The sequence below is a fragment of the Blautia sp. HCP28S3_G10 genome (assembly GCF_052065235.1).
Classification (GTDB): Bacteria; Bacillota; Clostridia; order Lachnospirales; family Lachnospiraceae; genus Blautia_A.
This window is the reverse complement of sequence record NZ_JBQHUL010000034.1, coordinates 18,012-41,861: the sequence shown is the minus strand read 5'-3', so window position 1 is coordinate 41,861 and position 23,850 is coordinate 18,012. Positions and strand designations below refer to the sequence as shown.

Genomic DNA, 23,850 nt, shown 5'->3' with positions numbered 1-23,850 from the left:
GGTGTTCAACCGGTTGGGAAAGGTTTGGAAGAGTTACTTCTACCACTGTTTTTGCAATGGTAAGTTCCAGTCAAGACCTACTGGAACTGGAATTTACTTTTCCAATTGACCATAAAAAATATAATGAATAATGGATAGTATGAGGAAACAAAATGAGTGAATTCACATATCATGTAGGTCAGCAGATCAGAAAATACCGAAAAGCCGGAAAAATTACCTTGCAGCAGCTGGCAGATGCAATCCACAAAAGCAGGGCTACAGTCTGCAAATATGAAAATGGGGAAATCTCTGTTGATATAGAAACTTTGTATGAGATCAGTCAGGTGCTGCAGGTGTCAATGGCACAATTGACTACGTATCAGGCACCGGAAGACAGATTAGTTGGAAACGCACTGGAATTATCAAATAAGAATCCTTTTTTCCAGGCAAAAAAACTGTATTTCTATTTTTATGACGGACGATACCAGAGAATGAAGGATGGTATCATTGATATTTATGATAAACAGGAGGACAGTGGCTGTTATGAAGCAACACTTTCCATATGTACTGTATCAGCAACAGGACGGAGCAGTGAGATTTTTTATACGGGAAAAGTACTCTACAGCGATATGCTGATTCGTTTTTCTTTTGTAAACCAATATAATCCGCTGGAAGAAGATCTTCTCTATATCTTTAATCCACTGGAGCGGCGTGATTTCACAGTGGGACTTCTCTGTGGTATTTCAAGCGCAGACCTGATGCCCTGTGCATTCAAATGTCTGATCACACTGAAGCCACAGGAACTGACAGAGAAATTCCGCCAGCAGCTTCTTTTTACCAAAAAAGATCTTAAACGCTGGGAACAGTTGAATATGCTTATGGTAGATAATATGGAGCAGTAACAATCAAAAGCTTTTGTGGATGAAATTTCCATGAAATTTTTTTCTTTTGTGCAACATTTTTACAGTCTGGGGTGTTTATATAATGAAAAGAAAATCACAGAACATGGGCAATGACCAGTCTGGTGAAAAAAATAAAGTAACTGATTCACGATAACAGAAAGATGAATGATATTATGGAAAGTAGTTGTCTGTTAAACAGAGGTATATATGAAGAAAGACGAGTCGGCTATATAATCCGGGAATTGTTCAGAAATTTAATCTGCCGTTTTTCAGGCAGAGCCGGAAATGAAAGCGGATCATTATCCCGTACAGAAGAGATCAATGCCACTGCTGTACGAATTCTGAATCTATATGAAAATGATATCCTGAGGATGGCCTATTCTTATCTGCATAATATGGAAGATGCAGAAGATATCGTACAGGATACGGTGATCTGTTACTGGCAGAAAGCACCGCAAAATATGGACATGGCAAAGGAAAAAGCGTGGCTTCTGACGGTTGCCTCCAATCTGAGCAAAAATAAAATACGGTATAAAAAACTCAGGAAAACAGATGAGCTTCTTGATACACTTGCGCAGGAAGAAAGAGAAGACCTTTTTTTTGTCTGGGAGGCAGTAAAGACACTTCCGATAAAGTACAGGGAGGCTGTTCACCTGTTTTATTATGAGGGATATTCGACCTGCGATATAGCACAGATTCTGCACAGAAATGAGAGCAGTGTACGCTCCGACCTGAGAAGGGGAAGGGAACAGCTGAGAAAAATTCTGAAGGAGGCATATGATTTTGAGTAAGTCTTATGATGAAATTATGGAAAAAATTTATATGTCTGAGGAAGCGCATGACAGGATCCTGTCTAATGTTGTAAAAGAATGTTCTGAAGGATCATCAGCGCAGTCCCATATTCTGCGAATGCAGAAACCTGTCCGTTATCTGGCAGTGGCAGCTGCTGTGCTTGTCTGTGTGATCACTGTCCCTGTGATTTATCATTTGCAGAATGGGGCTGTTAAACAGGAGTACAATAATACAGCAGGAATTTCAGAGACAGACAGGGCGGTTACGGCAGAGAATTCTGCTGAGACAGTTATGTCAGATGGGGCGGCCGAAACAGAGTCAGCAGATGAAACTACTATGTTGGCAAATGGAATTGTTGAATGTGCGTCAGCAGAAGAATTATCCGACAAAGTGGGATTCTTCATATATGATCTGAAAAAAGAAACACTGCCCTTCAAAGTAAATTCAACTGCTTACTATTCCTATTGGGAAAATCTGGCGGAGATTGAATACGATGGAGAGAATGGTGAGTATGCTACTTATCGTATGCAGGCAGGTGATGAAGATCCTTCCGGGGATTATAATGAATATTCTTTGCAGAATACGATTACTTTGCAAAATAATAATATCCAGGTCAGCCTGAAAGGAAATGACACTTCATATAATCTGGCTGTATGGACATATGAAGGATATTCCTATTCCTTGTATTTCTCAGAAGGAATCTCAAAAGACGGGTTCCAGAATATTCTGAGTGAAATTGAGATGTACAAAAAATAGACTTACAGTTATAATGAATGTTGGGGGTATTTTGCTCCCGGCATTTATTATTTATACAAAAGTATGCAAGAGAAGCTGCCAGTTGCCAAAGCACCCGTAATGAGCTGCCAGGTTCTCTGTATTTCATGAATATGGAGGTATCTGAATGAAAGACAACAAAATCCTTCACACAGATGAAGGATTACAGGGAAACGATAAAATAGAGCAGGCAATCGTCGGATTACAGCAGGAAGCAACTCAGGAGATGCTTGCACATACACTGACAGTGATACGCCGCAGAATGAGAGAAAAGGGTCAGCTCATTATTGCAGTGGAACCGCCAAAAGGTGATGGACAGATACAGTTGCAGGCAGTCAGAACAGACGATGGTAAGCAGTGGTGGACAGCTTTTACCGGTTTTGAAGAAGAACTGAAAGGTGGAGACAGCGTGAAATCCACTTTCCTTACAGATATAGAGAAACTGTTTGAATCAGCGCTTACTGTGGACGAGATCGAGGGTGTGATCATTAATCCATGGAACCGTACGATCATGCTGAACAAAAGGCTGATCAGTATCATACTGGGAAAAAATATATAAGTATTTCCGGTCAGAAGGGAATTACACTATGAATATAAAAGTAATATTTATGGATATCGACAATACGATCCTGGATTTTGATGCAGGGGCGGCAGCTGGTATGAAGGATTGTTTTCATAAGGTCGGACTTGTCTATAAACCGGAAATGTTTAAGGTATTTACAGAAGAAAATAATAAAATCTGGAGAAGAATTGAAAAGGGAGAATTGTCCATAGATGATCTTTATTATGTGAGATGGCAGGCTATACTGGGACATCTGGGACTGGAAGCTGATGGAGTGCAGATGGAAAAAGATTTCAGAGTCTGTCTTTATAACAGTGCCATACCAGTGCCCGGAGCAAAAGAAAGCCTTACATATCTTGCTCCGAAATATTGCCTCTGCGCAGCAAGCAACGGTCCGTATGATCAGCAGATCAACCGTCTTCAGAAAGCAGGAATGCTGCATTTTTTCAAACATTGTTTCGTATCAGAAAAGATAGGGGCAGATAAGCCAGGGAAAGAATTCTTTGACGGCTGTTTCCGGGAACTACCGGGAATTCTGCCGCAGGAGTGCATGATGATCGGTGATTCCCTGACAGCAGATATTGCGGGAGGCATTTCTTATGGACTTCAGACCTGTTGGTTTGATCATCACAGCACAGGCCTTAAGCCGGATACCGATATAAAACCGGATCATATTATTACTGATCTTTCACAGATCAGTAAAATACTCTGAAAAGGAGAACTTACAGAGCATACAATAGCAAATGAAATCGAGGCACCAAAAGAAATTTTCGTAAGAATACTAATACAGATAAAGACCAGACACAGAGGTAATAAATATGAACTTCAAAGAATCAGCAGAAAAAAATGAACAGTGGATCATAGAGCAGAGAAGATTTTTTCATGAACATCCGGAACTTTCCTATAAGGAAGTAAATACTACGAAAGAAATCGGGAAACGGCTGGAAGAAATGGGGCTGACACCTCATTATTATCCGGATTTTAATGGCCTCTGGGCAATGATCGAAGGTGGGCAGGCAGGACCAGACACAAAAACAGTGGCATTGAGAGCAGATATTGATGCACTCCCAATAGAAGAACATACCGGACTGGATTTTTGCAGCCGGAATCCGGGCGTGATGCATGCATGCGGACATGACAGTCATATTGCAATGTTACTGGGCGGCATAAAGATGCTGATGGAACAAAAAAATCAGCTGAAAGGGAATGTAAAGATTCTTTTTCAGGCGGCAGAAGAATCCTGTCATGGCGCTGAATATTATGTAAAACATGGCTTTCTGGACGGAGTAGATGCTGTTTACGGAACTCATATCTGGGGAGACATTGATGCACCTTATATGAATTTTGAAGCCGGCCCGAGAATGGCAAGTTGTGATAATTTTACTATAGAAGTTGAGGGTGTTTCCGCACACGGATCCTCACCGCACCAGGGAGTGGATGCAATTCTCACAGCAGCTTATATCCTCACGGAAATTCAGTCAATAGTGTCAAGGACAAATGATCCATTGAATCCGCTGGTTGTTACCGTTGGTAAAATTGAAGGCGGACAGAATTTCAATATTATCGCGAATAAAGTAGTGATGGAGGGAACAACCAGAACACATTCACCGGAAATGCGCAGACGGGTTGAACCTCTTCTCAGAAGAGTAGCAGAAAATGTTGCCGCATCCATGGGTGCAAAAGCGACTCTGAAGTTTTATTATTATCCGGGTCCGATCATCAATGATCACGAAGATATCCTGAAGATCGCTCAGAATGCTGCAGTTAAGATGTATGGAGAAGAAGTTCTGAAACCATTTCAGAAAATTATGGTTAGTGAAGATTTTGCTTATTTTATGGAAAAGGTTCCAGGTGTTTTCGGATTTGTAGGAAGCAGGAATGAAGAACTGGGTTATACAGCCAGAAATCATAACGACCACTATACGGTTGATGAAAGCGTTCTGAAGCGTGGTGCAGCCATGTACGCACAGTTTGCGTATGACTTTCTGGAGTCAGAAAAAAAGTGAAACCGGTTGACATAATTTGAATTTCTAATAATTAAATATGAAATATTCAGATCCCGTCAGTGTAAATTCTTTTTACAAAGATTTTACACCAGCGGGATTTTATTTTTTACTTTGGATTTTTATAATTGCACTTGTCAATTAGAAAACAACTGAATAAAGCAAATAAAGAGGAGATTTAATTATGAAGAAAAAAATCGCAGCAATCTTAACAGCAGCAATGATCGGAACCACAGTTTTTGCATCTGTAGCAAACGCAGCAACAGGAGCAATTGATGTTATTTCACGTGAAGACGGATCAGGAACAAGAGGTGCATTTATTGAACTGTTCGGTATTGAAGAAAAACAGGGCGATGAAAAAGTAGATATGACAACAGAAGATGCAAGTATCACAAACAGCACTTCCGTAATGATGACAACTGTTGCAGGAGATGAGAATGCAATCGGATACATTTCTCTTGGTTCTCTGAACGACACTGTAAAAGCTGTAAAAATTGACGGAGCAGAAGCATCAGCAGAAAACGTTGCAAACGATACATACAAAGTATCCCGTCCTTTCAATATTGTAACAGGTGAAAAAGTAAGCGACGCAGCACAGGATTTTGTCAACTATATCATGAGTTCTGACGGACAGCAGATCGTTGAAGACAATGGTTACATCAAAGTTGATGATAAAGCAGCAGCATATGAGCAGAGCGATGCAGAAGGCAAAGTAGTAGTTGCCGGTTCTTCTTCTGTAACACCTGTAATGGAAAAACTGAAAGAAGCATACGAAAAAGCAAATGGTGGAAAAATCACTGTAGAAGTACAGCAGAGTGATTCTACAACAGGTATTACTTCCGCAGCAGAAGGCATCTGTGATATCGGAATGGCTTCCCGTGAACTGAAAGATGAAGAAACAAGTGAAAATCTTACAGCAACAGAAATTGCAAGAGACGGTATTGCAGTAGTAGTAAATAATGATAACGATGTTGATGAACTGACCAGCGACCAGGTAAAATCCATCTTCACAGGTGAAACAACTGACTGGGATGACCTGGCTAAATAATAAGGGTTAAAGAGAGAATAAACAGAGGCCCGGTTCACCGGGCTTCTGGTATGTTCAGAGAGAAGAGAGGAAGCATTCTGTATGAATAGATTTAAAGAACAGGCCATGAAAATTGTTTTTATGGTTGCTGCCTGCGTTTCAGTACTGGCAGTATTTTTGATTTGTCTGTTTCTGTTTGCAAATGGAGTTCCGGCGATAGCCAAGATCGGGCCGTTTCAATTCCTGCTTGGAACAGTGTGGAAACCTTCTAATGACAAATTTGGAATTTTTCCAATGATCATTGCCAGTATCTATGTAACTGGCGGTGCAATTCTGGTAGGAGTGCCGATTGCATTACTGACATCTGTGTTTATGGCTCGTTACTGTCCACAGAAAATATATCGTCCTCTGAAGTCCGGAATTGAACTGATGGCAGGTGTTCCATCTATCGTATATGGCTTCTTTGGTCTGGTACTTATGGTTCCACTGATCAGAAATACATTCGGAGGAACAGGAACCAGCTGGCTGGCAGCTTCCCTTCTCCTGGGAATCATGATTCTGCCGACCATCATAGGGCCTACAGAATCGGCACTTCGAAGTGTTCCTGAAAGTTATTATGAAGGATCACTGGCACTGGGCGCAACGAAAGAAAGAAGTGTATTTTTAGTTATGCTTCCGGCAGCAAAATCCGGTATTCTTGCAGCAGTAGTTCTTGGAATCGGCCGTGCGATCGGAGAAACAATGGCAGTTATCATGGTAGCAGGAAACCAGGCAAGAATGCCTGCAGGTATTCTGAAAGGTCTTCGTACTATGACAGCAAATATCGTTACAGAAATGGGTTACGCAACAGGACTTCACAGAGAAGCACTGATAGCAACAGGTGTGGTACTTTTTGTATTTATCCTGATCATTAACCTGAGTCTTTCTTTACTGAACAGGAGGTCAGAGAATGCAGACTAATGCAGCGGCAATAGATCCGGCGGTGAATAAAATGGAAAAAAGAAATAAAACAACAGCAGCAGACCGCATTAAATCTTATGTAAACCATCCGGGTTCCGGAATACTGGCACTTCTGACTATAGGGGCGGCTGTGATTACCTTTGCAGTTCTGATATTCCTTGTTGCCTATATTCTGGTCAAAGGAATACCATATCTGACACCTGAGCTTTTTAGCCTGGAATATACATCAGAGAATGTTTCCCTGATGCCTTCTCTGATCAATACTTTTATTATGACAGCACTTTCTCTTTTAATCGCAGCACCGATTGGTATTTTTGCAGCAATCTATCTTGTTGAATATGCAAAAAAAGGAAACAAACTGGTTCAGGTCATCCGTATTACAGCTGAAACACTTTCAGGTATTCCATCCATTGTATTTGGCCTGTTTGGTATGCTGTTTTTCGTAACAGCACTTCACTGGGGACTTTCACTTCTGGCAGGGGCATGCACACTGGTCATCATGGTTCTTCCTCTGATTATGAGAACGTCAGAAGAGGCATTAAAAGCAGTCCCTGATTCTTACAGAGAAGCAAGTTTCGGACTTGGAGCAGGTAAGCTCCGTACTATATTTACGATTGTTCTGCCATCAGCAGTTCCCGGCATTCTGGCAGGTATCATTCTTGCGATCGGGCGTATTATTGGTGAGACAGCAGCCCTTCTTTATACTTCCGGTACAGTAGCCCAGGTTCCGAACCTGATGGGTTCCGGACGTACACTGGCTCTTCACATGTATGTACTTTCAAGTGAAGGACTTCATATGAACCAGGCATCTGCAACAGCAGTTGTTATTCTTTTATTTGTACTGCTTATTAACGGTTTGTCCGGTATGGTGGCAAAACGTATCGCGAAAGGATAAAAAACATGACTGAAAATAATATTAAACTTTCAATAGAAGACATGAACCTTCATTATGGAGCGTTTCATGCATTAAAAGATATCAATATGCACATTCCGGAAAAAGAGATTACTGCGTTTATCGGACCAAGCGGCTGTGGAAAGTCCACACTGCTGAAATCTCTGAACCGTATGAATGATCTTGTAGAAGGCTGTAAAATCACAGGAAAAGTCGAACTTGATGGTGAAGATATCTATGGAGATATGGATGTAAACCAGCTTCGTAAAAGAGTAGGAATGGTTTTCCAGAAACCGAATCCATTTCCAATGAGTATTTATGATAATATTGCTTATGGCCCGAGAACACATGGTATCCATTCCAAAGCGAAACTGGATGAAATTGTAGAAAAATCTCTCCGCGATGCGGCAATCTGGGACGAAGTCAAGGATCGACTGAAAAAAAGTGCACTTGGAATGTCCGGCGGACAGCAGCAGAGACTCTGTATTGCAAGAGCACTTGCAGTACAGCCGGAGGTACTTTTGATGGATGAGCCTACTTCAGCGCTGGATCCGATTTCAACATCAAAGATCGAGGAACTGGCCATGGAACTGAAAGGTGACTACACGATCGTTATTGTTACTCACAATATGCAGCAGGCAACACGTATTTCTGATAAAACAGCATTTTTCCTTCTTGGTGAAGTTGTTGAATTTAATGATACAGATACACTGTTTTCCATGCCGAAAGACAAAAGAACAGAAGATTATATTACAGGGAGGTTTGGTTGATTATGGCAACTCGTTTTCAGCGGCAGCTTGAAGAACTTCATGTACAGATGATCACAATGGGCAGTCTCTGTGAAAAAGTCATCGGTCTATCTACCAGAGCAATCCAGGGCGAGAACTGTATTCGTGATGTGTTTGATACAGACAAAGAGATTGATGCAAAAGAAAGAGAAATCGAAAATCTCTGTATGCGCCTTCTGCTCCATCAGCAGCCCGTTGCCGGAGATCTGAGACAGATTTCAGCTGCTCTTAAAATGATCTCAGATATGGAACGGATTGGCGATCAGGCGGCAGATATTGCGGATCTTTCTAAATTTATTGAAGATAACAACATAGAAATTCCGAAGCTGATCAGCCAGATGGCGGATATGACGGTAAAAATGGTCAGTGAAAGTATTGACGCTTTTGTAAAAGCAGACCTTGCATTATGCCGTCAGGTTATTGATAATGATGATAAGGTAGACGATGCCTTTAATCAGGTGAAAGAAGAACTGGCACAGATGATGTATCAGAATCTTGACGCAAAAGCAGGCCTTGATCTTCTGATGACTGCCAAATACATGGAACGTATCGGTGATCATGCTGTAAATATTGCAGAATGGGTGGAATACTCGATTACAGGTGTACACCGAAATAATGAGCACCAAATGGGAGGCAAGTGATTTGACAAAAAAAATCTTCAAATCAACTGTACTGGTTGCGACGACTGTACTGATATGCGGAATTGCCCTTGTAATGGCAATTCTGTATCAGTATTTTGGAAAAGAAATGAACATGGAACTGAAGAAAGAAGCCTCTTATCTGGCATACGGGGTCGAATTTCAGGGAACGGAGTACCTGCAGAAAATAAAGAACAGTGATGCCAGAATTACCTATATTGACAAAGATGGTACTGTTTTGTATGACAATCAGGCAGATGCTTCACAGATGGAAAACCACAGCAACAGAGAAGAATTTCAGGAAGCCCAGGAAAGTGGAAGCGGATTTTCAGACAGAATTTCAGATACCTTATCTGAAAGAACTGTCTATTATGCGTTAAGATTATCAGATGATTCTGTTCTGCGGGTTGCAAGTACACAGAGTTCCATACTTGCATTGACTCTTCAGCTTCTTCCGCCATTCCTTGGAATCATGATCATAATGATTATTTTTGCCGGATTAATTTCATCGAAATCCGCCAGAAGGTTAGTTGAGCCTATCAATGATCTGAATCTGGATCAGCCGGAGCAGAATGATGGATATGAAGAGATTGGTCCTCTTCTCAGCAGAATATATAAGCAGAAATGTCAGATCAGTGCACAGCTTGAAAATGCACGACGGAATCAGGAAGAATTTACGATCATCACAGAAAACATGCAGGAGGGACTTCTTGTAATTGATGCCTATACGATGATCCTTTCAGGAAATTCCAGTGTCTGGAAAATGTTCCAGATGAAGGAGCCCAAAACCGGAGAAAGTGTATATTCTCTGGATCGTAATGAAGATTTTCGTAAAGTGATCGAACATGCTCTGGCTGGACAGCACGGAAGTGCACTTCTGAAGCTGGACAGTGAATTTGTACAGATGATTGCCAATCCTGTTTTCAGAGAGACAAAGGTAGTTGGTGCAGTACTTCTTCTTGTAAATGAGACTGAAAAAATAGAGAGAGAAAATCTGCGCAGGGAATTCTCGGCAAATGTGTCTCATGAACTGAAAACACCGCTTACATCTATTGCCGGATTTGCAGAAATCATTCAGGATGGATTTGTGAAAGATGAAGATATCAAAAAGTTTGCAGGGCGGATTTACAAAGAAGCACAGCGGCTGATTCGGCTGGTCGAGGATACGATCAAAGTATCCCAGCTGGACGAAGGGGTCAATCCCTATGAATGGGAGCAGGTAGACCTGTACGGCGTGGTAAAAGATGTATGCAATAATCTCAAAGGTATTGCTGAGAAGAAAAATGTTCATCTCTTCATAGACGGGAAACCACTTGTATTTCGTACTGTCCGCCCTATTCTTGAAGAAGTGATCTACAATCTCTGTGATAACGGAATCAAATATAATCAAGAGGACGGTACAGTAAGCATTCATTTCCAGGATATAGGAGATAAGGTACAGCTGACTGTAAAAGACAACGGAATCGGAATTCCGAGAGAAGACAGTAACAGAGTTTTTGAAAGATTTTACAGGGTGGATAAAAGTCATTCAAAGGAAATCGGAGGAACCGGCCTTGGTCTGTCTATTGTAAAACATGGAGTGACTTTCCTTGGAGGTACGCTGAATATGATCAGTGAACTGGGAAAAGGAACAGAAATCACCATGGTATTTCCGAAAGAAAAGAATAGAGAATCATAAAAAGAGCCCGACATTTATAGAGGAATAAATCCAGTGTAAATGTCGGGTTCTTTTCAGTAACAATAGGCACCTTCATATCGATAACAGGATTCTTTCTTATGGGAAAGCTCCTGACAGGAACTGCATCGATCGCAGAATTCCTGCTGATAACAGGTGGCACAGACACAGTTCCCACAGTGGCTGCGGTCATAGGCCGGAGTACAGGTGTAGGGAAGACTGTCTTTTGATCTTGCTTCCATGATATGGTCACCTCTCCTGAAATATTTGATAACAGTATTATATATCTCTATGTCAGGAGATTCAAGAAAATAACAACAAAATTCTTATATTTTCAGAAGAATTAGCTTTGGATAACTATTTTGCTTCCCAGCGTCCGGAAGCTCCACATGGAAGGACAAGTCCGCTGGAGGTTACAGGAAGTCCTATTTCCTGAGAATCTACATGACCGTTGTATTTCTTAAGCTCAGTGGCAAGCATGTAGGTGAGTACTGCCGGTGCCAGTCCTGTAGTATAAGAATTTACGAGGAAAAACAGAGGGTCATCGCTGAGAATCTGAGTGCAGAGTTTGATCAGCGGATGAATGGCATCTTCGATTTTCCAGATTTCGCCTTTCGGTCCCCTTCCATAGGAAGGCGGATCCATGATGATCGCATCGTAATGATTTCCTCGCCGGATTTCACGCTCTACGAATTTCACACAGTCGTCCACCAGCCAGCGGATCGGTGCCTCCTGAAGGCCTGAAGCAGCTGCATTTTCTTTTGCCCAGTTTACCATGCCCTTGGAGGCATCTACATGTGTTACATGTGCTCCGGCGGTAGCAGCGGCAAGAGTAGCGCCACCTGTATAGGCAAAAAGGTTCAGGACTTTGACAGGGCGCCCTGCATTACGGATTTTATCTCCGAACCAGTCCCAGTTTACGGCCTGTTCCGGGAAAAGACCTGTGTGTTTGAAACTGAATGGTTTCAGATGGAAGGTGAGGTGTTTGTAATGGAGGTCCCACTGCTGTGGCAGATCAAAAAACTCCCATTCGCCGCCGCCTTTTTTGCTTCTGTGATAATGAGCATTCATATTATGCCAGCCACGGCTTGCCTTCGGGGTATCCCAGATTACCTGCGGGTCAGGTCGGACCAGGATATATTTTCCCCATCGTTCCAGCTTCTCACCGCAGGAAGTGTCAATTACTTCATATTCTTTCCAGTCATTTGCAATCCACATATATATTAACCTTTCTTTTCTGGTGTTATATCGTTACTGTAAACAGTAACTCATTATCTGCTATCAAGTATATGGGAAAAGCAGAAAATCTGCAAGGTTTTTATAATCAGAAGGTCACAGGGACTTGACAAGCAGGATTTTAGCATACTAAAATAGAAAAGATAAAAAAGTGGTTTACATTGCCGGTACAGACACGGCACGAGGAGGATTATTATGCAGAAGTACAGTGAAATGAACAGAGACCAGCTTCTTGTACTCAGAAAAGAACTGGAACAGCAGTATGCAGACATCAAAGCACAGGGACTTGCACTTGATATGTCACGTGGTAAACCGGCAGCAGATCAGCTTGACCTTTCCATGGATATGATGGATGTTCTTGGAAGTAATACAGATCTGAAATGTGAGACTGGCGTGGACTGCCGTAACTATGGTGTTATCGACGGTATTCCGGAAGCAAAACGTCTTCTTGGAGAGATTTCAGAAGTAGATCCTGAGCATATTATCATTTATGGAAACTCCAGCTTAAATGTCATGTTTGACACAGTAGCACGCTCCTTCACACATGGTGTTATGGGAAATACTCCGTGGTGTAAACTGGACAAGGTAAAATTCCTCTGTCCTGTACCGGGCTATGATCGTCATTTCAAAGTAACAGAATTTTTCGGCATTGAGATGATCAATGTTCCGATGAGTCCTGAAGGACCGGATATGGACATGGTAGAGAAACTGGTAAGCGAAGATCCTGCGATCAAAGGTATCTGGTGTGTGCCGAAATATTCCAATCCACAGGGCTATACTTATTCAGAAGAAACTGTAAAACGTTTTGCAAGACTGAAACCGGCAGCTCCGGATTTCCGTATTTACTGGGATAATGCTTACAGTGTACATCATCTTTATGATGAACCGGAAAAACAGGACTTCCTTCTTGAAATCCTTGAAGAATGCGCAAAAGCAGGTAATCCGGATATTGTATACAAATTTACTTCCACATCCAAGATCAGCTTCCCGGGTTCTGGTATTGCAGCAGTTGCAGCTTCCAAGGCAAACCTTGATGATTTCCGCAAATATATGACAGTACAGACAATCGGACATGACAAACTGAACCAGCTCCGTCATGTAAGATTCTTCAAAAACCTTGATGGAATCCATGCCCATATGAGCAAACATGCAGCAATCCTTCGTCCGAAATTTGAAATGGTGGAAAAAACTCTCGAGGCAGAACTGGGCGGACTTGGAATTGGCGAATGGACAACACCAAAGGGTGGTTATTTCATTTCCTTTGATTCAATGGAAGGCTGTGCAAAGAAAATCGTTGCAATGGCAAAAGAGGCCGGTGTAGTGATGACAGGTGCAGGAGCAACCTATCCATATGGAAAGGACCCGAAAGACAGCAATATTCGTATTGCACCGTCCTTCCCGACAACAGAAGACCTGGAAAAAGCAGCACAGGTATTTGTTGTATGTGTCAAACTTGCCAGTGTGGAAAAACTTCTGGCAGACTGATCTGAATACTGAAATAACAGAATTTGAATTTTGAATAAGGAGGTACCATGGCAGAAGAAGATGCAGGAATGAGCAGAGGAAGAAAAATACTGACAGGCTTCATTATAGTGTTGCTTCTTCTTGCTGTGGGCTCCTATTTTTTTGGAGTATACTATTTTACAGAACATTTCCTTCCGGGCTCTGTAGTGAATGGATTTAACTGCTCTTATATGACTCAGCAGGAGGCAGAAGAACTTCTGAAAGAAAAGACAGGAGCTTATGTTCTGGCAATCCAGACAAGGGGTAACGGTCAGGAAAGCATTTCAGCAGATGAGATAAAACTTGCCTACAGTTCTGATGGCAGCGTGAAGAATCTCATGCATAAACAGAACCGTTTCGGATGGTTCCTGGCATTCAGCCAGCACAAAACATACGAGGTACCGTCCTCTGCAACTTTTGATCAGACTTTATTTGCTCAGGTGTTCAGCAGCCTGAAATGTCTTCAGGATAATGAAAAACCGGTTGATGCGGCGATTCAGGAAAATGATGACGGATTCGAGGTTATACCTGAAACTGAAGGAACACTTGTAGATCAGCAGAAGCTGAAAGAGGTTATTTCGCAGGCAGTTACAACAGGGAAAACAGTAGTAAATCTCGAAGAGGACGAATGTTATATCGATCCTGCAGTTTACAGCAAAGATCTGACGAAAGACTGTCAGCAGATGAATGAACTTACAGATGTAGTCATTACCTATGATTTCGGAGACCGTAAGGAAACAGTGGACAGATCAGTAATACGGGAATGGCTTACCAGAGATGAAAATGACGACCTGACAGTTGACAGACAGGCAGTTGCAGATTATGTAAAGCAGCTTGCAGAGAAATATGACACACCTGGTACAGAGAGAGCCTTTGTTACTTATGATAACAGAGAGATAACTGTTCCCGGAGGAACTTATGGGTGGATCATTGACCAGTCAAAAGAAACAGATGAACTGTATCAGGCTGTCATGGACAGAGAAACTCAGGTAAGGGAGCCTGAATATTCACAGAAGGCGACCAGTAGAAACACCAATGATATTGGATATACTTATATTGAAATAGATCTTACAAACGGAAGGCTTGTTTTTTACAAAGATGGACAGCCGGTTGTGGATACTGGATTTACAGCCAGCAGCAGTACTCCGGAGGGCGTTTATGCTGCAGGTGAGAAGAAGGAGTCAGCAGTTCCAGGTGGTGGTTCTGGAGATGCTGTAAATTTCTGGATTCCTTTTACAGATGAACTTGGAATATATGGAGACTATGCCCTGTCTCAGGCCGGAGTCGATGCTGATGACGGAGAATTTGGCAGTGAAGGAGAAGCAGATTTCAGTACTGTTATGGATAACTGGAGTGACAGTACCCAGGGCTGCGTAGTACTTCCAATGGAGCAGGCACAGCAGCTCTGGCAGAATACAGAAAAAGATATGGCGATAGTAATTTACAAATAAATTCAGCAGATGCTGCAGGGATTTCAGATGAATTTCTGCAGCAGTTTTTACTTTCTTTTAAGGAGATGGAGATATGAAAATTGTTGTATTAGCAGGTGGAACCAGCACAGAGAGAGAAGTTTCCATAGTATCAGGAACAGGTATCTGCGGTGCCCTGAGACAGAAAGGACATCAGGCGATTCTTGTGGATGTTTTCTGTGGTGTTGAAGAAGTAAACTGGGAAGATCCGTTCCCGCAGGAATATGATGTGGAAAGAGCAGCAGCATACATGAGTGGATTTAATAAAGACATCGAAAATCTCAAAAAATCCCGCAAAGATTTCTTCGGTCCGAATGTAATTGAACTCTGCAAAAAGGCTGACTTTGTTTTCCTGGGACTGCATGGTGCCAATGGAGAAGACGGAAGACTGCAGGCGACTTTTGATCTGATGGGAATTCCTTACACAGGAACAGGATACCTCAGCAGTGCAATGGCAATGGATAAAGGTATCACAAAAGATATGTTCCAGATGCATGGCGTTCCGACACCGGGTGGGGCCTCCATGAAAAAATCCGAGAGAAAAGAAACTCCGCAGGAGCTGGGACTGGAATTTCCGGTTGTAGTCAAAACATGCTGCGGAGGTTCAAGTATCGGCGTTTATATTGTGGATAATCAGGAAGACTACACAAAAGCTCTTGACGGTGCATTTGGTTATGAAAACGAAGTAGTTATAGAAGAATTTGTAAAAGGTGTGGAATATACAGTTGTTGTTGTTGATGGAAAGGCATATCCTGTAGTCCAGATTGTACCAAAAGAAGGATTCTACGACTACGAGAATAAATACAAACCGGGAGCAGTTGTTGAAACATGCCCGGCACCGATTTCAGAAGAACTGACGAAGAAGCTTCAGGAAGCAGCAGTAGCCGGCTATCATGCGCTCGAAATGGAAAGCTATGCAAGATTGGATTTCATAGTTACAGAAGATGAAGAACTGTACTGTCTGGAAGCAAATACATTGCCGGGAATGACACCTACAAGTCTGATTCCTCAGGAAGCAGCAGTTCTTGGAATGGATTATCCGACTCTCTGCGAAGAACTGATCAGAGTGTCGATGAAAAAGTATCAGTAAGGAGTATTCAAATGAAAAACCTGACTTTAAGAAACCTTACAGAAGTCTGCAGTGGCATTTATCATGGACCGGAGACTGCACTGGATCAGGAAGTGACAGCGATTACTACAGACAGCCGAAAGATTGAAAAAGACTGTCTGTTTGTCCCTATTGTGGGAGAACGGGTAGATGCACACAAATTTATTCCGGATGTTATGGCAAAGGGAGCACTGTCCACACTTTCTGAGAGGGAACTTCCGGAGGCGGAATATCCATATATTCAGGTGAAATCTTCTCTGCAGGCGGTGAAGGATATTGCTGAATTTTATCTGAAACAGCTGAATATCCCGGTAGTTGGAATTACCGGAAGTGTTGGAAAGACAAGTACAAAAGAAGTGATTGCATCTGTACTGAAAGAAAAATATCGTACACTGAAAACACAGGGGAATTTTAATAATGAACTGGGACTTCCGCTGACAGTATTCCGCCTGAGAGACGAAGATGAGATAGCAGTTCTGGAAATGGGAATCAGTGATTTCGGGGAAATGACCCGACTTACCAAAATTGCCAGACCGGATACCTGTGTGATCACTAATATCGGAACCTGCCATCTGGAAAACCTCGGAGACAGAGATGGGGTTCTGAAGGCCAAAACAGAAATCTTCCAGACTCTTAGACCAGACGGACATATTGTGTTGAATGGCGATGATGATAAACTGATCACAGTAGAAGGATATAATGGCATTAAGCCGGTTTTCTTTGGGCTGAATGAGCAGAGAGATGTTTATGCAGATGAAATTGTCAGCAGGGGACTGAAAGGTATGGAATGCAGGATTCATCTGGGAGACCAGAGTTTTTCTGTCCTTGTACCTATGCCGGGAATACATATGGTTTATAATGCGCTGGCTGCAGCGGCAGTGGGACGTATTTATGGACTTACCATTGAACAGATCAAAGCAGGAATCGAAAACCTTGAAGCTATCAGCGGTCGCTTTAAAATGATTGAAACAGATAAGCTTCTTATTGTTGATGACTGTTATAATGCGAACCCGATGTCAATGAAGGCTTCTTTGAATGTACTTCATGATGGTGCCGGAAGAAGAGTGGCGATTCTGGGAGATATGGGTGAGCTTGGTGAAAATGAAATTGCACTCCATGAAGAAGTTGGAGTACATGCGGTTTCCTGCGGAATTGATGCCTGCGTCTGTGTGGGAGACCTTTCGACTCATATGTATGAGGCTGCGAAGAAGGCAGATCCGGCGTTCTGCGTTTATCATGAAAAAAGCAGAGAGTCTCTTCTTGCACATCTTGACAGATACGTGCAGAAAGGTGATACAGTTCTTGTAAAGGCATCACATTTTATGAAATTTGAAGAAGTAGTAAAAGCGCTGGAAGAAATGTAAAAGAGTTTTTATAAATCCTTTTGTTGTGGGGGTAACACCTGCAGCAGAGGGATTTTTGCGTTTTTATGAAAGAATTTGACGAACGATTTTTGTTTCCAGAGGTGATTGACAGGTGTAAAATAAACCTTATCAGCAGGAAGGCAGAGTATCGGAAAAGCCTGCCATTTTAAAGGTAAGGAGGAACATATGCTGGAAAAAATCATGGATCTCAGGATCCTGCTGTATTTTATGACTGCGTTGGGAGCAGCGGGTGCAGTGGGGATGCTGGCAGTACATCTAACCTACAGAAGAGCTATGCGAAAAACAAAAGCAGTAAACAGCCTTAAGGAAAAATGGCTGAATCTCTGGAAAACACGAGACAAACTTCTGAACAGGATGAATTTTATGGTGTGGGGTCCATCATTGGTATCTACAGCATGTCTGATTACAGCTGTGTTTATGACTTCACAGCCCTCCATAAATAATGGACTGCCTCTGTCCTATCTTTACGTTGGAACGGCAGTCCCGGTCGCTCTGCTTGTATTGAGGCAGATCCTGGATTTTACTTATCGTGAAGAGCTGATCATGAATTCTCTGGCTGATTATATTCTGCAGGCGAAAAAGCCCCGTGAGGCTGTTCCTTCTGCCCGGAAGTATGAACCGGCTCCGGAAGTGAAGAAAAAAGATCCGGTACTTCAGGAAGAAATGGTCGAACGTATTGCTGCCAGCATACGCCAGACAGCAGCTACAGGAAGCCACTTCAGTAAAATGCTCAGCCCCGAAGAGGAAGAAATCATGAGAGAGATCATTCGTGAATTTATGGAATGACTATCCGAAACAGATTGTGACATATAATGTCAGTCTTCTTCAATCACCTGAATTTCGAGATAATCAAATTCTATTGTTTCTACAAAATTGTCCTGGTAGAACCTTGTTTTGGAATGACGTTTAAAATCATTGATTGTTTTGTCAAGCCAGATAGGGTTCGCCAGGTCAAATTCATAGCAGATCTCCTGCAGGGCATGAAAAATTTTGTGTGTACGTGTATCTTCTGAGTCATCACAGATGACAGTGTCTTTTAACATATGGTTGTCTTTCCATATTTTTCCCCATAAACGAAACATAAGAATGTACCTCCTGTTTAAGTGCTTTACAGTATAGCGGATTTACTGTCGAAAGTAAAGTCAGAGGATTCCGAGTATACGCAGAAGTAAAAAATGAATAATGAATAATTATAATAATATCAATATTAGTAATTGATTTTCGATGAAATGTTCTCCGAACATGTCTCCGGTTCATAATTTCTAAGGTTCCAGGATGCACAGAACTTTGTTAAAAACGATACAGAAAACGTCAAACTCGTCGCTTCGCGACTCAGACAATCCGTTTTCTGCATCAACACAAAGACCTGTCCATCAGGAACCTTGACGAAATTATTCAGGGAGACAGCATCAGAGAACAATTTCACGAAAATCCATTTCCTGGAGATTCTGCGTATATCAGCTTGGAAATGGATACGAACAACATGATTATCCGGATGCCTGCGCAGATTCCGTCGATGAAATTTGGGCTAGCGCTGCCACCGAGGGAAATGTCTGAGCGCCGTAAGGTGCGAGTTCTTCCCGAATGGCAGCAAATCAGCGTCCGAATTTTATCAGGAATCCAGCATTATCCGGTAAGCATGTTGTTCAGTACCATGCACCAAGCGTCTTGTATACCATATTCGCAATTCTTTGACTTTTTCTATTCCGAAAAATAGATTGCGGATTTTAGCGGGATAAAGTATAATGAAGATAAATTTTGCGTAAAACGAAGAACAAAATTGCACAATTCATATGAATGGAGGAGTTATTTTATGAAATTATATGACGGTGGTGTTTATCTTGTAAATGGCCATGACATCGTAGAAGAAGCTCAGATGACAGAGCCGGTATCTAAAGCAGATGCTGCCAGAAATACGATGGCATACGGTATTCTGGAAGCCCACAATACTTCCGGAAATATGCAGAAACTTCAGATTAAGTTTGATAAACTTACTTCTCATGATATTACATTTGTAGGTATCATTCAGACTGCCCGTGCTTCAGGACTCGAGAAATTCCCGGTTCCCTATGTACTGACAAACTGCCACAACTCACTTTGTGCAGTAGGCGGTACAATCAATGAAGATGACCACATGTTTGGCCTCACCTGTGCGAAAAAATACGGCGGGGTATATGTACCTCCTCATCAGGCAGTCATTCATCAGTATGCACGTGAAATGCTTGCAGGCGGAGGCAAAATGATCCTTGGTTCCGACAGTCATACACGTTACGGCGCACTCGGTACCATGGCAATGGGAGAAGGCGGCGGAGAACTTGTAAAACAGCTTCTTTCTCAGACGTATGATATCAATATGCCAGGCGTTGTTGCTATTTATCTGAAAGGCGAACCGCGTCCGGGAGTAGGACCGCAGGATGTCGCACTTGCTATCATTGGCAAAGTATTCGCAAATGGATATGTCAAAAATAAAGTTATGGAATTTGTAGGACCTGGTGTGGCAGGATTAAGCGCAGATTTCCGCATCGGCGTGGATGTTATGACTACGGAAACAACCTGTCTCTCTTCAATCTGGCAGACAGACGAAAAGATTGAAGAATTCTATGAAATCCATGGAAGAAAAGAAGATTATAAAGAACTGAAACCTGGTAAAGTTGCATATTATGACGGCTGTGTGGAAATTGATCTGGGCGAGATCAAACCTATGATCGCAATGCCGTTCCACCCAAGTAATACATATACAATCGATGAACTGAAAGCAAACCTTTATGATATTCTCGATGATGTGGAGAAAAAAGCGCAGGTAAGCCTTGATGGTAAGATTCCATACACACTTAAAGACAAAGTCGTTGATGGTAAACTCTATGTGGAACAGGGAATCATTGCCGGCTGTGCTGGTGGTGGCTTTGAAAATATCTGTGCAGCAGCGGATATTCTGAAAGGCGCAAGTATTGGTGCTGATGCATTTACACTCAGTGTTTATCCGGCAAGTACACCGATTTATATGGAGCTTGCGAGAAATGGAGTTCTGGCTGACCTTCTTGAAACAGGCGCTGTTGTCAAGACTGCTTTCTGCGGACCATGCTTCGGTGCAGGAGATACACCGGCAAATAACGCATTCAGTATCCGCCATACAACCAGAAACTTCCCGAACCGTGAAGGTTCCAAGATTCAGAACGGTCAGATTTCCTCTGTTGCACTTATGGATGCAAGATCTATTGCGGCAACAGCAGCTAATAAGGGATTCCTTACATCAGCCGAAGAATATACTGGTGATTATACTCATCAGAAATATTTCTTTGACAAAACTATCTATGAAAACCGCATTTTTGACAGCAAAGGTGTTGCTGATCCGAGCGTTGAGATTCAGTTCGGACCAAATATCAAAGACTGGCCGGAGATGCCTGAACTTGCAGAAAATCTTGTGCTGAAAGTTGTATCTGAGATTCATGATCCTGTTACAACTACAGATGAACTGATTCCGTCAGGAGAGACTTCTTCTTATCGTTCCAATCCGCTTGGACTGGCTGAATTTACTCTTTCACGTAAAGATCCAGCATATGTAGGCCGTGCGAAAGAAATCCAGAAAGCACAGAAAGCGCTTGAAAAAGGTGAATGTGCAGCAGAGGCAGTTCCGGAACTGAAACCGATAATGGAGGTAGTGAAGAAACAGTTCCCGAATGTATGCAAAGATAATATCGGCATCGGAAGTACGATTTTTGCTGTAAAACCGGGTGATGGTTCTGCACGTGAACAGGCTGCATCATGTCAGAAAGTCCTTGGTGGCTGGGCAAATATTGCCAACGAATATGCAACCAAGAGATATCGCTCCAACCTGATCAACTGGGGTATGCTTCCATTTCTTATCAGGGAAGGTGAACTTCCGTTTAAGAATGATGATTATCTGTTCTTCCCGGAAGTACGTAAAGCAGTTGCTGAAAAAGCTGACAGTATCACAGGATATGTTGTGAAACCGGAGGGACTGGAAGAGTTCCAGGTAACACTTGGAGAGTTAACAGACGATGAGCGTGAGATTATTCTTAAAGGCTGTCTGATCAACTATAACAGAAAATAATATCACAACCGTTGTGTGAACAATGGAAAACAGAGGCAGATTCAAGGAGAGTCTGTCTTTGTTTTTTATAGTATGCAAGAGAAGCTGCCAGTGGCAGGTTTACCTTAATGAAATGTCTGAATATTATATATAATTATGACAAAATAGCAGATTTAAACAAAATGAAAAGAATAATACAAATAAAATTATCAAAAATAAATAAAAAAGTATTGACAAATACAAACACTAATGCTATTATAATGACATCAAAAGAAAAGCGAAATAAAAAAGAAAATCATTCAATTCATAGCATATATAAATGTTACATGAAAAGGATGAAATCGTAAGAAAGGTAAGGGTGATACCATTGGGACAGTCATAAATCACTTCATCAATATGAGCAGTGACAGAAATCAGATTTCCTGCCAGAAAGACCGGATACATAAATGCCCGTAAATTTATAAAATTGATTATTTTCAGAAGAAAGTCTTTTATCAAAGACATTTCTGGCGAACAGAACTTCAGAAAAAAATAAATCAAAAGTATCCCCGGTACATAGAAATGATTTCTCATATTGAATACCTGTCACAGACCTGATACAAATGATTTCAGAATTGTGTAAAGAAACATTTCTGGAAAGGTTTGAATTTAACTCAGATGTTCGTCTGGAAGAAGAGTTCCAGAGTATATTGATGATAGTTAAAAAGAAACTTTGAGATCCATATAAATATGAATCGAAGCTTTGCATCAGAAGAACACTTTCTCACAAAAAGTGTTAAATAAGAAATGAACAGAATTCTATTTTAAAGGAAAACAGTTTGAAATTTAAAAAGTTAAGTTTGAAGCTGTTTAAGTCCAATAAAAAGCTTTGCTGATATTTCTTAAAAATAAATTATAAGACGTGAATTATAATTTGATTCTATTAACTTTCTAAATGATCCAGTGATAAAAATCATAAGGATTATGAGCAGGAAATAAATAATAACTCCAAAAGCACAATATAAACTGAAAAGATATTAAAACTTAATAGAGAGAATCGGAATTTATACATAAAGAAGATGTATAACTGAAGAAATTTCGATTAGTACCTCAAAAAATAACTGAAGAAGAATGAGGTTGTAATGATTAACGAAGAGTCTTGAGACGGTCATCATTTTAAACGCAAAGTAAAAATGATGACCGTCTCTGTTTGTGTTGTCAGAATCTGTGATTTAAGCTATACTCTCCATAAAAGGAGAGATTTTTTATGTTTGATAATGATATAAAATCAAGGATACTTTATGAGGATGGGGAGGTTCTCGTATATCATAAACCAGCAGGGATTGCCGTACAGAATGCAAGAATTGGAGCAATGGATCTGGAAAGTGCACTGAAAAATTATCTCAGTCAGAAAAGCCAGGGAAAAATACCATATCTGGCAGTGGTTCACAGACTGGATCAGCCGGTAGAGGGTGTACTTGTATTTGGACTGACTCCAAAGGCAGCAGCCTCCTTAAGTAATCAGATCAGCAATAAGACGGCGACCAAAAAATATCTGGCAGTTACAGACAGGGAACCGGCAGAAAAGTCTGGTATACTTGAGGATTACCTGAAAAAAGAGTCGAAAGGAAATATATCAAAAGTAGCACAGGCAGGCACAAAAGGTGCAAAAAAAGCGCGACTCTCATACAAAGTTCTGAAAGAGGTTGAAGACAACAGAACTGAAACAGGAAAAAGAATTCTTATGGAAATTCAGCTGGAAACGGGCAGGCATCACCAGATAAGAGTTCAGATGTCCAATGCGGGCATGCCACTTCTGGGAGATCGCAAATATAATATGTCAGATCATTCAGGATTGCCTTTGGGACTATGCTCCTGCCAGCTTGTATTCAGTCATCCGAAGACCGGAAAAAAGATGGATTTCAGTGTGATTCCGGAGAATATGGCCTTTGCGGGCTTCTAAACTTCTTTTTACTGTTTTTTTTCTTATGAAATCATGAAAAAAATATGAAATCTATGGACGATAACATTAAAATGTGTATAATGTAAAAACAGGACTGCTGAGAAGGTGGATACAGCAGTAAAATAGGGCACATTTGGATGAAGTTCATATGAAAGAAAAGGAGA

Annotated in this window: 22 protein-coding genes; 19 read left to right on the top strand and 3 right to left on the bottom strand. The window is 41.5% G+C overall.

Features of this window, described 5'->3' with window-relative positions:
• Positions 1-152 precede the first annotated feature (152 nt).
• From ACTNB8_RS12900 to ACTNB8_RS12845, 12 genes are all read left to right on the top strand, one after another.
• Positions 153-881 (top strand): helix-turn-helix domain-containing protein, encoded by a 729-nt coding sequence (locus ACTNB8_RS12900; RefSeq protein WP_441055326.1) that lies wholly within the window; start codon positions 153-155, stop codon positions 879-881.
• A gap of 173 nt (positions 882-1,054) precedes the next feature.
• Positions 1,055-1,672, top strand: coding sequence for an RNA polymerase sigma factor (locus ACTNB8_RS12895; RefSeq protein WP_441055324.1), 618 nt, complete (start codon positions 1,055-1,057; stop codon positions 1,670-1,672).
• A complete protein-coding gene (locus tag ACTNB8_RS12890) occupies positions 1,665-2,429 on the top strand; it encodes a hypothetical protein (protein WP_441055322.1) in 765 nt (254 codons plus the stop codon). The genes ACTNB8_RS12895 and ACTNB8_RS12890 overlap by 8 nt, the downstream gene beginning before the upstream one ends.
• Before the next feature lie 145 nt (positions 2,430-2,574).
• On the top strand, positions 2,575-3,006 hold the full coding sequence (locus ACTNB8_RS12885) for an SseB family protein (protein WP_441055320.1): 432 nt from the start codon (positions 2,575-2,577) through the stop codon (positions 3,004-3,006).
• 28 nt (positions 3,007-3,034) lie between these two features.
• Entirely contained in the window at positions 3,035-3,721 is a 687-nt protein-coding gene (locus ACTNB8_RS12880) for a YjjG family noncanonical pyrimidine nucleotidase (RefSeq protein WP_441055318.1), read from the top strand.
• Between the two features lie 106 nt (positions 3,722-3,827).
• Entirely contained in the window at positions 3,828-5,015 is a 1,188-nt protein-coding gene (locus ACTNB8_RS12875) for a M20 family metallopeptidase (RefSeq protein WP_441055316.1), read from the top strand.
• A 181-nt stretch (positions 5,016-5,196) separates the two neighbouring features.
• Positions 5,197-6,060 carry a substrate-binding domain-containing protein gene (locus ACTNB8_RS12870; protein ID WP_441055314.1) on the top strand — a complete coding sequence of 288 codons (864 nt, stop codon included), beginning with the start codon at positions 5,197-5,199 and terminating at the stop codon, positions 6,058-6,060.
• A gap of 81 nt (positions 6,061-6,141) precedes the next feature.
• The gene (gene pstC, locus ACTNB8_RS12865; RefSeq protein ID WP_441055312.1) at positions 6,142-6,999 is read left to right on the top strand and encodes a phosphate ABC transporter permease subunit PstC; all 858 of its coding nucleotides are present in this window, start codon (positions 6,142-6,144) and stop codon (positions 6,997-6,999) included.
• A 31-nt stretch (positions 7,000-7,030) separates the two neighbouring features.
• Complete coding sequence (gene pstA, locus ACTNB8_RS12860; RefSeq protein WP_441055328.1) at positions 7,031-7,894, top strand: phosphate ABC transporter permease PstA; 864 nt, start codon at positions 7,031-7,033, stop codon at positions 7,892-7,894.
• A 5-nt stretch (positions 7,895-7,899) separates the two neighbouring features.
• Positions 7,900-8,661, top strand: coding sequence for a phosphate ABC transporter ATP-binding protein PstB (gene pstB / locus ACTNB8_RS12855; RefSeq protein ID WP_296158258.1), 762 nt, complete (start codon positions 7,900-7,902; stop codon positions 8,659-8,661).
• A gap of 2 nt (positions 8,662-8,663) precedes the next feature.
• Positions 8,664-9,320 (top strand): phosphate signaling complex protein PhoU, encoded by a 657-nt coding sequence (phoU, locus tag ACTNB8_RS12850; protein WP_441055309.1) that lies wholly within the window; start codon positions 8,664-8,666, stop codon positions 9,318-9,320.
• Position 9,321: 1 nt separating this feature from the next.
• Positions 9,322-10,995 carry an ATP-binding protein gene (locus ACTNB8_RS12845; RefSeq protein ID WP_441055307.1) on the top strand — a complete coding sequence of 558 codons (1,674 nt, stop codon included), beginning with the start codon at positions 9,322-9,324 and terminating at the stop codon, positions 10,993-10,995.
• A 53-nt stretch (positions 10,996-11,048) separates the two neighbouring features.
• Here the strand turns inward: ACTNB8_RS12845 and ACTNB8_RS12840 are convergent, their stop codons facing one another.
• A complete protein-coding gene (locus ACTNB8_RS12840) occupies positions 11,049-11,234 on the bottom strand; it encodes a hypothetical protein (RefSeq protein WP_441055305.1) in 186 nt (61 codons plus the stop codon).
• A 115-nt stretch (positions 11,235-11,349) separates the two neighbouring features.
• Positions 11,350-12,210, bottom strand: coding sequence for a class I SAM-dependent methyltransferase (locus ACTNB8_RS12835; RefSeq protein WP_441055303.1), 861 nt, complete (start codon positions 12,208-12,210; stop codon positions 11,350-11,352).
• A gap of 213 nt (positions 12,211-12,423) precedes the next feature.
• Between ACTNB8_RS12835 and ACTNB8_RS12830 the strand changes: the two genes are divergently transcribed.
• The 5 genes from ACTNB8_RS12830 to ACTNB8_RS12810 all read left to right on the top strand — a co-directional run bounded on the left by ACTNB8_RS12830 (position 12,424) and on the right by ACTNB8_RS12810 (position 18,479).
• Positions 12,424-13,713: an aminotransferase gene (locus ACTNB8_RS12830; RefSeq protein ID WP_441055301.1), complete on the top strand. Its 1,290-nt coding sequence runs from the start codon at positions 12,424-12,426 to the stop codon at positions 13,711-13,713.
• Positions 13,714-13,760: 47 nt separating this feature from the next.
• The gene (locus tag ACTNB8_RS12825) at positions 13,761-15,182 is read left to right on the top strand and encodes a peptidoglycan binding domain-containing protein (protein WP_441055299.1); all 1,422 of its coding nucleotides are present in this window, start codon (positions 13,761-13,763) and stop codon (positions 15,180-15,182) included.
• Between the two features lie 73 nt (positions 15,183-15,255).
• Positions 15,256-16,290: a D-alanine--D-alanine ligase family protein gene (locus tag ACTNB8_RS12820; RefSeq protein ID WP_441055297.1), complete on the top strand. Its 1,035-nt coding sequence runs from the start codon at positions 15,256-15,258 to the stop codon at positions 16,288-16,290.
• A gap of 11 nt (positions 16,291-16,301) precedes the next feature.
• Positions 16,302-17,672: a UDP-N-acetylmuramoyl-tripeptide--D-alanyl-D-alanine ligase gene (locus ACTNB8_RS12815; RefSeq protein ID WP_441055295.1), complete on the top strand. Its 1,371-nt coding sequence runs from the start codon at positions 16,302-16,304 to the stop codon at positions 17,670-17,672.
• 186 nt (positions 17,673-17,858) lie between these two features.
• Positions 17,859-18,479, top strand: coding sequence for a hypothetical protein (locus ACTNB8_RS12810; RefSeq protein WP_441055293.1), 621 nt, complete (start codon positions 17,859-17,861; stop codon positions 18,477-18,479).
• A 29-nt stretch (positions 18,480-18,508) separates the two neighbouring features.
• Here the strand turns inward: ACTNB8_RS12810 and ACTNB8_RS12805 are convergent, their stop codons facing one another.
• Positions 18,509-18,775 carry a hypothetical protein gene (locus ACTNB8_RS12805; RefSeq protein ID WP_441055291.1) on the bottom strand — a complete coding sequence of 89 codons (267 nt, stop codon included), beginning with the start codon at positions 18,773-18,775 and terminating at the stop codon, positions 18,509-18,511.
• Positions 18,776-19,506: 731 nt separating this feature from the next.
• Between ACTNB8_RS12805 and ACTNB8_RS12800 the strand changes: the two genes are divergently transcribed.
• Together ACTNB8_RS12800 and ACTNB8_RS12795 are read left to right on the top strand one after the other, a co-directional pair.
• Entirely contained in the window at positions 19,507-21,765 is a 2,259-nt protein-coding gene (locus ACTNB8_RS12800) for a hydratase (RefSeq protein ID WP_441055289.1), read from the top strand.
• Positions 21,766-22,990: 1,225 nt separating this feature from the next.
• Positions 22,991-23,686 (top strand): RluA family pseudouridine synthase, encoded by a 696-nt coding sequence (locus tag ACTNB8_RS12795; RefSeq protein WP_441055287.1) that lies wholly within the window; start codon positions 22,991-22,993, stop codon positions 23,684-23,686.
• Positions 23,687-23,850 lie beyond the last annotated feature (164 nt).